14 protein-coding genes are annotated in these 13,580 nt (G+C 66.9%); 8 read left to right on the top strand and 6 right to left on the bottom strand.

Annotated elements, in window-relative coordinates; translation table 11 throughout:
- Window positions 1–45 precede the first annotated feature (45 nt).
- From prmB to phaC, 5 genes are all read left to right on the top strand, one after another.
- A complete protein-coding gene (prmB, locus tag I4484_RS14635; RefSeq protein ID WP_197447982.1) occupies window positions 46–999 on the top strand; it encodes a 50S ribosomal protein L3 N(5)-glutamine methyltransferase in 954 nt (317 codons plus the stop codon).
- A 30-nt stretch (window positions 1,000–1,029) separates the two neighbouring features.
- Complete coding sequence (gene aroC / locus I4484_RS14630) at window positions 1,030–2,115, top strand: chorismate synthase (protein ID WP_197447981.1); 1,086 nt, start codon at window positions 1,030–1,032, stop codon at window positions 2,113–2,115.
- Between the two features lie 69 nt (window positions 2,116–2,184).
- A complete protein-coding gene (locus tag I4484_RS14625) occupies window positions 2,185–2,568 on the top strand; it encodes a DUF6489 family protein (protein ID WP_197447980.1) in 384 nt (127 codons plus the stop codon).
- Between the two features lie 201 nt (window positions 2,569–2,769).
- A complete protein-coding gene (locus I4484_RS14620) occupies window positions 2,770–3,228 on the top strand; it encodes a phasin family protein (protein ID WP_197447979.1) in 459 nt (152 codons plus the stop codon).
- A 169-nt stretch (window positions 3,229–3,397) separates the two neighbouring features.
- On the top strand, window positions 3,398–5,236 hold the full coding sequence (gene phaC, locus I4484_RS14615) for a class I poly(R)-hydroxyalkanoic acid synthase (RefSeq protein ID WP_197447978.1): 1,839 nt from the start codon (window positions 3,398–3,400) through the stop codon (window positions 5,234–5,236).
- Between the two features lie 77 nt (window positions 5,237–5,313).
- On the opposite strand, the gene lnt is transcribed toward phaC, so the two are convergent.
- The 5 genes from lnt to miaB all read right to left on the bottom strand — a co-directional run bounded on the left by lnt (window position 5,314) and on the right by miaB (window position 10,752).
- Complete coding sequence (gene lnt / locus I4484_RS14610) at window positions 5,314–6,792, bottom strand: apolipoprotein N-acyltransferase (RefSeq protein ID WP_197447977.1); 1,479 nt, start codon at window positions 6,790–6,792, stop codon at window positions 5,314–5,316.
- Between the two features lie 29 nt (window positions 6,793–6,821).
- Window positions 6,822–7,697 carry an HlyC/CorC family transporter gene (locus I4484_RS14605; protein ID WP_197447976.1) on the bottom strand — a complete coding sequence of 292 codons (876 nt, stop codon included), beginning with the start codon at window positions 7,695–7,697 and terminating at the stop codon, window positions 6,822–6,824.
- Window positions 7,694–8,209: an rRNA maturation RNase YbeY gene (ybeY, locus tag I4484_RS14600; protein ID WP_197447975.1), complete on the bottom strand. Its 516-nt coding sequence runs from the start codon at window positions 8,207–8,209 to the stop codon at window positions 7,694–7,696. Before ybeY ends, I4484_RS14605 begins: the two co-directional genes overlap by 4 nt.
- The gene (locus I4484_RS14595; protein ID WP_197447974.1) at window positions 8,206–9,282 is read right to left on the bottom strand and encodes a PhoH family protein; all 1,077 of its coding nucleotides are present in this window, start codon (window positions 9,280–9,282) and stop codon (window positions 8,206–8,208) included. The genes ybeY and I4484_RS14595 overlap by 4 nt, the downstream gene beginning before the upstream one ends.
- Before the next feature lie 126 nt (window positions 9,283–9,408).
- Window positions 9,409–10,752, bottom strand: a complete 1,344-nt coding sequence (miaB, locus tag I4484_RS14590; protein ID WP_197447973.1) for a tRNA (N6-isopentenyl adenosine(37)-C2)-methylthiotransferase MiaB — start codon at window positions 10,750–10,752, stop codon at window positions 9,409–9,411.
- 225 nt (window positions 10,753–10,977) lie between these two features.
- On the opposite strand from miaB, the gene I4484_RS14585 reads away from it, so the two are divergent.
- The 3 genes from I4484_RS14585 (at window position 10,978) to I4484_RS14575 (ending at window position 12,754) form a co-directional block, all read left to right on the top strand.
- On the top strand, window positions 10,978–11,307 hold the full coding sequence (locus tag I4484_RS14585; protein ID WP_197447972.1) for a DUF1820 family protein: 330 nt from the start codon (window positions 10,978–10,980) through the stop codon (window positions 11,305–11,307).
- A 212-nt stretch (window positions 11,308–11,519) separates the two neighbouring features.
- Window positions 11,520–12,098, top strand: coding sequence for a TIGR04211 family SH3 domain-containing protein (locus I4484_RS14580; RefSeq protein WP_234283747.1), 579 nt, complete (start codon window positions 11,520–11,522; stop codon window positions 12,096–12,098).
- Window positions 12,099–12,112: 14 nt separating this feature from the next.
- On the top strand, window positions 12,113–12,754 hold the full coding sequence (locus I4484_RS14575; protein WP_197447970.1) for a thiopurine S-methyltransferase: 642 nt from the start codon (window positions 12,113–12,115) through the stop codon (window positions 12,752–12,754).
- An 86-nt stretch (window positions 12,755–12,840) separates the two neighbouring features.
- On the opposite strand, the gene I4484_RS14570 is transcribed toward I4484_RS14575, so the two are convergent.
- Window positions 12,841–13,431, bottom strand: a complete 591-nt coding sequence (locus tag I4484_RS14570) for a YajG family lipoprotein (protein ID WP_197447969.1) — start codon at window positions 13,429–13,431, stop codon at window positions 12,841–12,843.
- Window positions 13,432–13,580 lie beyond the last annotated feature (149 nt).

Here is a 13,580-nt window from a genome sequence, read left to right as displayed (position 1 = left end):
GGGTACAATCGGGACATCGCTCATCATCGACCCGCAGGACCTTTCGTGGCCAACTCCCCCACCGTTTCCCACTCGACCCTCACCCTGGACGACGAGGCGCTGTGTCGCGACCTCGTCACCCTGCGCGACTACCTGCGCTGGGCGGCCAGCGAATTCCACCTGGCCGGGCTGCATCACGGCCACGGCACCGACTCGCCCTGGGACGAAGCCGTCGCCCTGACGCTGGGTGCGCTGCACCTGCCCTGGAACGTCGATCCGGCAGTGCTCGAGGCCAGGCTGCTGCCCATGGAGCGTGCGCGCATCGTCGGCCTGGTGCGCGAACGCGTCTCCTCGCGCCGGCCGCTGCCCTACCTGCTCGGGGAGGCGTTCTATGCCGGCTTCGCCTTCGACGTCGACGAGCGCGTGCTGATTCCGCGCTCGCCCATCGCCGAGCTGATCGAGACCGGCTTCGCCGCCTGGTTCCCCGAGGAACCGCCGGCCCGGGTGCTCGACCTGTGCGCCGGCTCGGGCTGCATCGGCATCGCCACCGCGCTCTACCTGCCGGCCTGCGAGGTCGATCTCTCCGACGTCAGCGTCGATGCCCTGGCCGTCGCCAAGCAGAACATCCGGCGCCATGACGTCGGCGCGCGGGTGCGGGCGGTGCTCTCGGACCTGTTCACAGGGCTGGCCGGGCAGCGCTACGACCTGATCGTCTCCAACCCGCCCTACGTCGACGCCCGCGATCTCGCCACCATGCCCGCCGAGTACCGCCACGAGCCCGAGCTGGCGCTGGGGGCCGGGGCCGACGGGCTCGACATTGTGAGGCGCATCCTGCGCGAGGCGCGCGATCACCTCAGCGACGACGGCGTGCTGATCGTCGAGGTCGGCAACTCCGATCGTCACCTGGAGGCGGCCTTCCCCGAGGTGCCCTTCCTGTGGCTCGACTTCGAGCGCGGCGGCCAGGGCGTGTTCGCTCTCACCGCCGCGGAACTCGACGCCCATGCGGCGTCCTTCGCCTGATCCACCACCACGATATCGGGAGGCACGTCCATGTCCGGCAACACCTTCGGCAAGCTGTTCACCGTCACCACCTTCGGCGAGAGCCACGGCCCGGCGCTGGGCGCCATCGTCGACGGCTGCCCCCCGGGGCTGCCGCTCAGCGAGGCCGACCTGCAGCGCGACCTCGACCGCCGCCGCCCCGGCACCTCGCGGCATACCACCCAGCGCCGCGAGCCCGACCGGGTGCGCATCCTTTCTGGCGTGTTCGAAGGCGTGACCACCGGCACCGCCATCGGCCTGTTGATCGAGAACACCGACCAGCGCTCCAAGGACTACGGCAACATCAAGGACCAGTTTCGCCCCGCCCACGCCGACTACACCTACCATCACAAGTACGGGGTGCGCGACTACCGCGGCGGCGGCCGCTCCAGCGCCAGGGAAACCGCCATGCGGGTGGCCGCCGGGGCCATTGCCAAGAAATTCCTGGCAACCCAGGGCATCACCGTGCGCGGCTACATGAGCCAGCTCGGCCCGCTCGAGATCGCCTTCAAGCAATGGGAGGCGGTCGACGACAACCCCTTCTTCTGCCCCGACCCCGAGCGCGTGCCCGAACTCGAGGCGTTCATGGACCAGCTGCGCCGCGACCAGGATTCGGTGGGAGCGAAGATCACCGTGGTCGCCGAGGGGCTGCCCCCGGGGCTGGGCGAACCGGTCTTCGACCGTCTGGATGCCGAGCTCGCCCATGGTCTGATGAGCATCAATGCGGTGAAGGGCGTGGAGATCGGTGACGGCTTCGCCGCGGTAGCCAGCCGCGGCAGCGAGCACCGCGACGAGATGACACCCGAGGGCTTTCTCTCCAACCACGCCGGTGGCGTGCTCGGCGGCATCTCCTCCGGGCAGCCGCTGATCGCCCACCTGGCGCTCAAGCCCACCTCCAGCATCACCATCCCCGGACGCAGCATCGATGTTCACGGCAATCCGGTCGAGGTGGTGACCAAAGGGCGTCATGACCCCTGCGTGGGCATCCGTGCCACGCCCATCGCCGAGGCGATGATGGCGCTCACGCTGATGGATCACCTGCTGCGCCACCGTGCGCAGAATGCCGCGGTGAGAGTCGAGACGCCGGTGCTGCGTTGAGTTTGGCCCGGCCGGTTGCGTCCGATGCGGGGTTGCTACACTGAAAGCACACTGAAGCAGGGATATGTCATGAAGATAAACGTCGAGTTTGACCTGACCCCCGAGGAGTTCCGTCGCGCCCTCGGCCTGCCGGACGTCGAAGCCTTCCAGCAGGAGCTGTTGAACCGGATCCAGAAGCAGATGGAGTCCGGCGTCGAGGGCTATGATCCCATGAGCCTGATGAAGCCCTTCCTGCAGCAGGGATTCACCCAGGACATGAGCCAGGGACTCTCCCAGGGGCTGGCCAGCTTCGGCACCTACCAGCAGATGATGCTGGACATGCTGCGCCAGGCCGGAAGCTCCATGGGCAAGGCGCGCGAGCCTGCCGAGGCTGACCAGCCGGAGGCCGCGCCGAAGGCTTCGGGCAAGGCCGGCACGGCGAGTGCCCGCTCGCGTTCCCGGCGTTCGGAATAGTCGGCGTCCGGCACGCAGCGATCTCTGTAGAGGTGGATGGGTATTGCAGCGGGAGCCCTGGCGGGCTACGCTTTGTGCGGTGCAGCATGAATGGCATGCCACCGGGCCGCGTCGTTGCGCGTGGCCTGCACCAAAGGCGCAGGGAAAGTCGCCAGGAAAGTCGACGGCCCCGCATGTTTCCGGTCACAGGAGGTCAACCCCATGCAGGACAAGATGCTCGATGAATTCAACCAGCAGACGCGGCGTTTCTTCGAACCCATGCGCAAGCTGAACTCGCTGATGCTTGGCAATATGGAGAAGATGACCGAGTACCAGCTCGAGGCGATGAAGCGCTACAGCCAGATGGGCACCGAGCGCATGCGCAGCGCTTCCGAGATCAGCGATGCCCAGGACCTGCAGGCCTTCGGGGCGCGGCAGGCCGAGATGATGAGCGAGCTCTCGCGCCAGATGATGGAGGACGCCCAGGCCCTCGGTGAGATGAGCCAGCAGTTCCGTGCCGAGCTGGAGCAGCTGTTCGGCGAAGTCAGCCAGGAGCTGAGCGACCAGACCAAGCAGGCCCAGCAACAGGCCCAGCAGAGCGACACGAGTGCCAAGCCGGCCGCATCGAGCAAGTCCGATGCTCCGGCCAAGGCCAGCAGCCAGGCCTCACGCAAGAGCTGACGCCTTGCGGCTGCCCGCACCAGGGCGGCCTTGGTAGACAGGTCGACGCACGGCCCGACCGGCAGGTTGCCGGCCCGGGCCGTACCCAGGTGGTGTCGAGCGAACATGTCCGGCACATGGCTCGCTGCCCGCAGAGAACGCAGACAGGGTCCGAGAACAGGAGAGGGCGATGCAGTCAGGGGATGCGGTGTTCTCCCAGGTTGAACTGGAAGAGTGGAAGGAACAGCTACAGGAGATGGGCCAGCATTACCAGGCCCTGTTGCAGGACCTGCTCGAACGGATGGCGCCTGATGCGGCCGCCGACTCGATCCAGACCGACATGCGCGAGGCCTTCCAGGCCGGCGCCGAGTCGCTGATGCGCAACCCGCAGCTGCTGTGGCAGACCCAGGCTCGCCTCGTCCAGGATCAGTACCAGCTGTGGCAGCAGGGGTTGCAGGCCCTGGCCGGCGAACTGGGCGAGCCGTTGGTCTCCCCGCCCAAGGGCGATCGGCGCTTCAAGGACGAAGCCTGGCAGCAGGAACCCTACTACCGCGCCATCATGCAGCAGTACCTGCTGTTCTCGGGGGCGGTCGAGGAGCTGGTCGAGCAGCTCGACGGCCTGCCCGAGCGGCAGAAGCGCAATCTGGCGTTTTATGCCCGTCAGCTGGTTAACGCCATGGCGCCGACCAACTTCGTCACCACCAACCCCGAGGTGATGCGCCGTACCCTCGAGACCAAGGGACAGAACCTGGTCGAGGGGCTCGCTCAGCTGCGCCGCGACCTGGCCAACTCCTCCGACGGTCTCAACGTGGCCATGACCGACCGCAGCGCCTTCGAGATCGGACGCAACATCGCCGTCACGCCCGGCTATGTGGTCTACGAGAACGAGTTGATCCAGCTGATCCAGTACACGCCGACCACCGAGACCGCATTCAAGACCCCGCTGCTGGTCGTGCCGCCGTGGATCAACAAGTACTACATCCTCGACCTGCGTCAGGACAACTCGCTGGTCAAGTGGCTGGTGGACCAGGGGCATACCGTGTTCCTGATCTCGTGGCGCAACCCGGGGCCCGAGCAGCGCGATCTGACCTGGGCCGACTACATGCAGATGGGGCCGATCGCCGCCATGGAGGCCATCGAGCAAGCCTGCGGCGAGAAATCCGTCAACCTGCTCAGCTACTGCATCGGCGGGACGCTGGCGGCTTCCACCGTGGCCTATCTCACCAGCACCCGGCGCGGGCGCAAGGTGAAGTCGGTGACCTACATGGCCACGCTGCAGGATTTCCGCGATCCCGGCGAGCTCGGTGTGCTGCTCAGCGAGCCGATCCTGCAAGGGATCGAGGCGCGCATGGAAGAGGACGGCTACCTGGACGGCCGCTCCATGGCCTACACCTTCAACCTGCTGCGCGAGAACGACCTGTTCTGGTCCTTCTACGTCAGCAACTACCTGAAGGGCGAGAACCCGGCACCATTCGACCTGCTCTACTGGAACACCGACGGCACCAACCTGCCGGCCGGCACCCACGGCTGGTACCTGCGCCACATGTACCTGGAGAATCGGCTGGTGGAGCCGGGCGGCATCGAGCTGGATGGGGTCAGGATCGACCTGCGCAAGATATCGACGCCGAGCTACTTCGTCTCCACGCGCGAGGATCACATCGCCAAGTGGAACAGCACCTACTACGGGGCGCTGCTGCCCAAGGGGCCGGTGACCTTCGTGCTGGGCGGGTCCGGCCACATCGCCGGGATCGTCAACCCTCCCGCTCGCAACAAGTACGGCTACTGGACCAACGACGTCCTGCCGGACGATCACGAAGCGTGGCTGGAGGGAGCCGAGTTCCACGAGGGCTCCTGGTGGCCGCACTGGCAGCAGTGGATGACCGAGAACGGCTACGCCGATCCCGACAAGCGGGTGCCCGCCCGGCAGCCGGGCGAGGGGGAGCTCAAGCTGCTCGAGGAGGCGCCGGGACGCTACGTGCGCATGACCATCCCCGAGGTGCTGGGCGAGGTGCCCGCCAAGGCCGATTGAGCCCGTGGTCGCCTGCAACGCCGAATGGAACGACGAGGCCCGCATGAGCGGGCCTCGTTGCGTTGGGTCGGGAAGTTCTAGAAATGGTGCCGCCGGCGTCGTGGCAGCCGCAGGCCGGGAACGACCAGCAGCACGCCGAGCAGCCACACCGGCCAGCTGCCGCTGCGGGTGAAGGGCGTCAGGCCCTGCATCGGCACGGCCTCGGCGAGCAGCGTCACGGTCTCGAACCGGGGTGCCCTGGCGACGACTCTCCCGAGAGGGTCGATCACGGCCGTGACCCCGTTGCTGGTGGCGCGAATCACGTAGCGGCCGTTCTCCAGTGCGCGCAGGCGGGCCATCTGCAAGTGCTGCAGCGGGCCGATCGACTCGCCGAACCAGGTGTCGTTGGACACCGTCAGCAGCAGCTCGGCATTGCGGGCGCGTTCGGCGACCAGGTCGGCGTAGATGATCTCGTAGCAGATGGCGTTGCCGATCACGCTGCCGGCGGCGCGGATCGGCGCCTGACCCGAAGCCCCCGGGGTCATGGCGGGCATCGGCAGGTCGAAGAAGGCGATAGTGCCGCGCAGCCAGCGCTCCAGCGGCAGGTACTCGCCGAAGGGCACGAGGTGCTCCTTGCGGTACTCGCCTTCGGCATTGCCCACGCCGATCACGCTGTTGTAGTAGCGCCCGCGCCCCTCGCGCTGAAGGATGCCGGTGAGCAGGGCGCTGCCCGGCACCAGGTGTGCCTGGGCGCGGGCCAGCAGCGGCTCGGCCTCGTCCTCGAACATCGGCAGCGCCGCCTCGGGCCAGACGATGAGGTCGGCGGCGTCGGCATGCTCGCGGGTCATCTCCAGGTAGGTATTGGCAGCGCTGCGCTGGCCTTCCGGCGTCCACTTGATCAGCTGGTCCAGATTGCCCTGCAGCAGTGCCACGCGCAGCGGCTCCCCGGCGGGCTCGGTCCACTGCACGGGCAGGGCCAGCGGCGCGAGCCACAGCGCCGCGACGGGCAGGGCCGCCCACCAGCGGCGGCGCAGGAACTCCACCCCCAGGCTGCCGGAGAGAGCGGTGATCAGCGACAGCAGGTAGACCCCGCCGATGGGGGCCCAGGGCGCCAGCGGCGAATCGACGTGGGAGCTGCCCAGCAGCAGCCAGGGGAAGCCGGTGAACAGCCAGGTGCGTAGCCACTCGCCCAGTACCCAGGCGCCGGCGAAGGTGAGGAAGGCCAGGCGCGGGCCGCACAGCAGGCGGTAGAGCCATAGCGTCACGGCGATGAACAGCGCCATGGCGGCGACGAACAGGCCGGTCAGGAACAGCGCCAGCGGGACGCCGGTGTAGCCGTAGTCGTGGATCGAGACGTAGACCCAGGAGGCCCCCGAACCGAACAGGCCGACGCCGTAGCACCACCCCAGCAGCGCCGCCTGGCGCGGGCGCAGCGGCTGAAGGGCCCAGTAGACGAGACCCGCCGCCAGCGGGCCGAGCCACCAGAGTTCATAGGGCGAGGCGGTCAGGGTGGTCAATACCCCGGCGACGAGCGCAGCCAGGTAGCCGAGCGTCGGCGACAGGCGGGAGTGGGTCATGGCGTGTCGTTTCCTGAGACGGCGGTGGGTCAGTCCTGGGACAGTGCCGATTCATCCTGCAGCACGGCCTCGAGCAGGCGAATGCGGCGATTATCGGCATTGAGCACGGTAAAGCGCCAGCCGCCCAGCTCGGCGTGTTCGCCGCGACCGGGGAGGTGGCCGAAGCGCTGCATCACCAGCCCGCCCACGGTATCGAATTCGTCGTCGGAGAAGCGGGTGCCGAAGCGTTCGTTGAAGTCCTCGATGGGGGTCAGTGCGCGAATGGCGTAGCGGCCGTCGCCGAGTTCGCGGATATCGTCATCCTCCTCGGTATCGTGCTCGTCCTCGATGTCGCCGACGATCTGCTCGAGAATGTCCTCGATGGTGACGATGCCGGCGGTGCCGCCGTACTCGTCGACCACCACCGCCATGTGGTTGTGGGTGTCGCGGAACTCCTTGAGCAGACTGTTGAGGCGCTTGGATTCCGGCACGAACATGGCGGGGCGCAGGACGTCCTCGAGGCGGAAGCGTTCGCGCTCCTCCACGGGACGGTTGAGCAGCTGCAAGAGGTCCTTGACCAGCAGCAGACCCTTGACCTCGTCGAGGTTTTCGCCGATCACCGGGTAGCGCGAGTGGCCGGTCTCGTGAATCAGGGAGAGGTACTCCTCGGCGGGCTGATCGACGGCGATGGCGGCGACCTGGGAGCGTGGTATCAGGACTTCGCGTACCTGCTGGTCGCTGATCTGCAAGGCGCCTTCGATGATCATCATGGCGTCCTGGTCCAGCTTGAGGCGGGCGGCGGCCTCACGCAGGAACTCCATGAGCTCTTCCCGCGAACTGGGGCCTTCGCTGTCACCCGAGAGGGCACCGAGCAGCTTATCGAGCCAGGACCTTCCGCCCTGGCCGGTCGTTCGGTCGTCACTCATCGATTTGCGTCTCTCTCGTCCATGTCTTGTTGTTCGTCACTGCCCGGGAGCGGCGCGTAGGGATCGGCGATGGCGAAGTCCGCCAGAATCTCACGCTCGAGCCCCTCCATCACCTCCGCCTCGTTCTCCTCGAGGTGATCGTGCCCGAGCAGGTGCAGCATACCGTGTATCACCAAATGGGCGTAGTGATCGACGAGCCGCTTGGCCTGCTCATGGGCTTCCTTCAGCACCACCGGATGGCAGAGAACCAGGTCGCCGAGCAGCGGCAGACTGACCCCGGGCGGGCCCTCGAAGGGAAAGGAGAGCACGTTGGTGGGCTTGTCGCGACCACGATAGTCGCGGTTCAGCGCCTGGCCCTCCTCGGCGTCGACGATGCGCACGGTGACCTCGTGACGCGTCTCCCGCGGGAAGCGCGCCAGCACGGCGCGGGTCCAGGCCTCCAGCTCGGCCTGGGCGGGTAGCTCCTCGCTCGAGATGGCGAGCTGGAGGTCGACGATCGGTGGCGCACTCATTTCCTGTCATCTTCCCGGTTGCGCTCGCGCTCCTGGCGCAGCGCTTCGCGCTCGCGATCTCGCGCCTCACGGCGGGCGCGCTCCTGGACCTCCTGCTCGGCCTCGAAGCTCTCGTAGGCCTCGATGATGCGCTGTACCAGCGGATGGCGTACCACGTCCTTGGCGGCGAAATGGGTGACGCCGATGCCGGCGGTGTCCCTGAGTACCTCGAGCACCTGGATCAGGCCGGAACTCTGGCCCCGCGGCAGGTCGACCTGGGTCACGTCGCCGGTGATCACAGCGGTGGAGCCGAAGCCGATACGGGTCAGGAACATCTTCATCTGCTCGCGGGTGGTGTTCTGGCTCTCGTCGAGAATGATGAAGGCGTTGTTGAGCGTGCGCCCGCGCATGTAGGCCAGCGGGGCGATCTCGATCACCTGGCGCTCGATCAGCTTGCCCACCTGCTCGAAGCCGAGCATCTCGTAGAGCGCGTCGTAGAGCGGGCGCAGGTAGGGGTCGATCTTCTGCGCCAGGTCACCGGGCAGGAAGCCGAGCTTCTCGCCGGCCTCTACCGCGGGGCGCACCAGCAGGATGCGACGCACCTCCTGCTGGTTGAGTGCTTCCACCGCTGCCGCCACGGCCAGGTAGGTCTTGCCGGTGCCGGCCGGGCCGATGCCGAAGTTGATGTCGTGCTGACGAATGCTCGCGACGTAGTTCTGCTGGTTCAGGCCACGCGGCTTGATCAGCACCTTGGGGGTACGCAGCAGCACCTCGTCCTCGCCGGGGCCCTCTTCCTCGTCGAGCGCCTCGCGCCCCGACTCCTGCAGGAACAGGTGGACGGTATCCGGCGACAGGTCGCTGGCCTCGGCTTCGCGATAGAGGTGCTCGAGCACGTTGGCGGCGGCCTTGACCCGATGACCCGGTCCCGCCAGCTGAAAGACGTTGCCGCGATTGCGCAGGGTGACGCCGAGGCGCGATTCGACCAGCTTCAAATGCTCGTCCCGCTGGCCGCAGAGGTTGGCGAGACGCTGGGGATCATTGGGCTCGAGGCTCAATGTGATGATGCGGTTGGCCTGTGCGGCGTGTTGACTCAAGGTGGCGAAGTTCCTGCGTTGCGTGGTTTGGCACCCAGCTTACTGCCCCGCCTCCGGGCAGGGCAATCCTTGTGGAAACGATGGCCCGAGCCGCGCTCCGCGGCTCGCCACGACGCTCTCCTGTGGTCAGTGTAGCGCCGGGGAGGCCAGCTCGCCGCGTAGAGAATTGGGCAGTGCCTCGGTGATCGTCACGTCGACGAAGTAGCCGATCAGGTCGGTGGGGTTGGCGGCGTGGAAGTTGACCACGCGGTTGTTCTCGGTGCGGCCCGACAGCTGCCCCGGGTCCTTGGGCGAGAAGCCGCTGACCAGGATGCGCTGGGTAGAGCCCACCATGCGGCGGCTGATCTGCATCGCCTGCTGATTGATGCGCTCCTGCAGGATCGCCAGGCGCTGCTTCTTGACGCTCTCGGGGGTGTCGTCGGGCAGCGCCGCCGCGGGTGTGCCGGGGCGGGCGGAGTAGACGAAGCTGAAGGAGTGGTCGAAGCCGATGCGATGGATCAGGTCCATGGTCGCTTCGAAGTCCTCTGCGGTCTCGCCGGGGAAGCCGACGATGAAGTCGGACGAGAAGCTGATGTCGGGGCGCAGCGTGCGAATGCGCTCCATCTTGGCCACGTACTCCTCGACCGTGTGGCCGCGCTTCATGGCCGCGAGTATCCGGTCGGAGCCGGCCTGCACCGGCAGGTGCAGGTGGCTGACGAGTTCGGGGATCTCGCCGTAGGCCTCGATCAGGCTGTCGCTGAACTCCACCGGGTGAGAGGTGGTGAAGCGAATGCGATCGATGCCCTCCACCGCTGCGACGCAGGCGATCAGTTCGGCCAGGTCTATCTCATCGCCGAGCCGGTTCTCGCCGCGATAGGCGTTGACGTTCTGTCCCAGCAGGTTGATCTCGCGAACGCCCTGGTCGGCCAGGTGGATCACCTCGTCCATCACCGCCTCGAACGGGCGCGACACCTCTTCGCCGCGGGTGTAGGGCACCACGCAGAAGGTACAGTACTTGGAGCAGCCCTCCATCACCGAGACGAACGCCGTCGCCCCGTCGGAACTCGGCTTGGGCAGGTGGTCGAACTTCTCGATCTCGGGGAACGTCACGTCGACGACGGAGATCTGGTCGTTGCGCCTGGCATCGAGCATCGATGGAACGCGATGCAGGGTCTGCGGGCCGAACACCATATCCACATAGGGCGCCCGCTTGCGCAACGCTTCGCCTTCCTGGCTGGCCACGCAGCCGCCGACGCCGATCACCAGGTCGGGGTTGGCTTCCTTGAGCTTCTTCCAGCGGCCGAGCTGGTGGAAGACCTTTTCCTGGGCCTTTTCGCGAATCGAGCAGGTATTGAGCAGGATGACGTCGGCCTCGCCTTCGTCGTCGGTCAACTCGAGCTGGTGCGATTCGCCGAGCAGGTCCGCCATGCGGGCGGAGTCGTACTCGTTCATCTGGCAGCCGTGGGTCTTGATGAAGAGTTTCTTCGCCATAAGAATTGGGGTCGGTTATCCGACGCGTGCGTCACCGGTGAGTGGAGTGTCGCGGGAATGGGCTTGTTCAAGCCGTTCTCGAAGGTGGCCGCATTATACGTAAGCCCGCCCACCGGGACCAGTGGGGGACACCGCGGCGGCGTGCGACTGTGGTACGCTTGCGCCTTGGCAGGCCCCGCAGCGCGGGGCTCGAGGCACAACCCAACGTTGAGGACAGACGGCCATATGGCGGCCAAGCCGATCTACCGGGTGGTATTTCATCAGCAGGGCGAAATCTGGGAACTCTACGCCAGGGAGATCTACCAGAGCGAACTTTGGGGCTTCATCGAGGTCGAGGAATTCGTCTTCGAGGATGGCTCGAAGCTGGTGGTGGATCCCTCGGCCGACCGACTGCGACACACCTTCGACGGTGTCAAGCGCAGCTATCTGCCGTTGAACGCCATCGTGCGCATCGACGAGGTGGAGCGCGAAGGGCCGGCCAGGGCAGTCAAGAGTGAAGGGCGCATCGCCGAATTCCCGCGTGGCCCCGTGCCACCCCCGAGGCGTGAATCTTGACCGGCGTTGCCGATACCGGCCGCGGCAGGGGCTGCTCAGCAAACCATCAGCCGTGACCGAGCCCGTGCCAGTGCGCCTTGACGCTGCCTTTCCAGCGGTTTTCCCGCGGCCTATCCACAGATTCTGTGGATAGGCCGCTGAACGACACAAGCCAGGACGACGGCATGAAGCATCGATTCAAGTTTTTGCTTGCGGGGGTGGCGCTGGGCCTCATGGCCTCGCCGCTGCATGCCCAGCAATCAGATGACGCCACCCACTGGGTTTCCGACGAGCTGACGACCTATGTGCGCAGCGGACCGACCGACGGCTATCGTATCGTCGGTACGCTGACCTCAGGCGAGCCGGTCACGGTACTCGAGACCAGCGGCGACTACAGCCGCGTGGAGAGCGCCGAAGGCGAGCGGGTCTGGGTGCTCAGCGACGAGCTGCAGGAAACGCCCAGCGCCCGCGAGCGGTTGCCGCACATGGAGGAGCAGGTCGCACAGCTCGAGGCGCAGCTTGGCAATATCAACGAAACCTGGGAAGGGCGCGTCTCGGCCATGACCGAGACGCTCGAGGCGCGCGAGCGGCGCATTGCCGAGCTAGAGACGCGCAATCAGCAGCTCGACAGCGAGGTCGAGCAGTCGCGCCGCACCGTTCGCCAGCTCCAGGCGCGCCTGGATACCCAGGAGGAGGATCTGCTGATGCGCTACTTCATGTACGGCGGCGGCGTGGCCGGGGCCGGCCTGCTGGTGGGCTTGATCGTTCCGCACCTGCCACGCAAGCGGCGCAAGCGCGACCGCTGGTTCTAGCGAGAGGGGATGACATGGCGCACGACTGGCTCGATCGCTGGCGCGAGGGGCGCATCGGCTTCCATCGCCCCGAGACTCACCCGGCACTGGTGCGCCACTGGCCGCGGCTTGGCGTGCGGCCCGGCACCAAGGTGCTGGTACCGCTCTGCGGCAAGAGCCTCGACATGCGCTGGCTGGCCCAGCAGGATCATCCCGTGCTGGGCATCGAGCTGGCCGAGGAAGCCATCGAGCAATTCGTCGCCGAGGGAACGGGGGACGTTTCGCGCTACCAGCAGGCGCCGTTCGCGATCTGCCGTCAAGGCAGCGTCGAGCTGTGGTGTGGCGACTTCTTTCACTTCCACATCGACCAGGCCGCCGAGATCGGGGCCTTCTACGACCGGGCGGCATTGATCGCCCTGCCTGCGGCCACTCGCCAACGCTACGCGTTTCACCTGGCGCAGCTCATTCCCCCGGGTGCCCGTGGGCTCTTGATCACGCTGTCGCGGGCAGCCGGGGACGAAGCGGCGGGGCCTCCCTATCACGTTCCCGGCGAGGAGGTCCGCGAGCTGTTCGAGCCCAACTTCCTGGTCACCCACCTCGGGGAGGGGGAGCCGGAAGCGGAGAGCGGCTTTCGCGAAAGCGTATGGGCGTTGACCCGGCGCGGCCCCATGACTTGAGCGGTGCGATTAGCATTGCCGATGCGTAGGGAAACAGCGAAGGGCCGCCCATGGGCGGCCCTTCGGTATATCGTGGTCTGGTTGCCTCAGCGGGCCAGCAGCTGGGCCAGCTCCGGGTCGCTGAAGGCGCGATCCAGGGCGTCGCCGATCAGGTCGTTGAGCATGCGGCGGTTGGCATCGCGGCCCGGGCGCACGGCGTAGCTCTGTGTGCGCCGCGAAGTATAGGTGCCGGTATAGGTGGTGCCCTGGTTGGTTACCTTGACCTCGAGGACGGCTTCCAGGCGGGCCTCGTCGATGACCGGCCGGCTGTCGCCGCGTTCGTAGCCGAGGTGCTGCAGCGTCAGCGTCAGGCTGGGGCGGTCGTTGCCGGGCTGGGTAGTCGGGGAGAAGCCCATGTCGCGCACGGCGCGCTCGGCTTCGCGCTGCAGGTGCGGAACCAGTTCGTGGGCGCTGACCGTGATCACCGCGGTGGACATGGCGCTACCGGTGCGGGTGCCGACCACGTCGTCTTCGCGTTCGTCCACGGCAGCCACCGTCACGGCCTGGCCGCTGCCGGACTGCGGCACCGAGACGCTGCGCTGAGGATTCAACTGCAGATAATGGGGGCTGGCGCAGCCGGCCAACAGGGCAGTCGCCAGCAGAGCGGCTGCGGCACGCAGGGCATGACGTCGGTTCATTTTCCCTCCCGGAAGTCGTACGAGGCCATGGACATGGCCGGCGATGGCGGCACAGGCGCAGTATATCGTCAGGTGCTTGACGACAACAGCATGGCGCCGTGGCGGAGGGAAGCGGTTACACTGGGTTTTTCACGTGTCACGACTCGCAC

It is taken from the genome of Halomonas sp. SS10-MC5 (genome assembly GCF_015992245.1).
Taxonomy (GTDB): domain Bacteria; phylum Pseudomonadota; class Gammaproteobacteria; order Pseudomonadales; family Halomonadaceae; genus Halomonas; species Halomonas sulfidoxydans.
The sequence above is the reverse complement of the archived record's forward strand: the minus strand, read 5'-3'. Positions and strand labels throughout refer to the sequence as shown.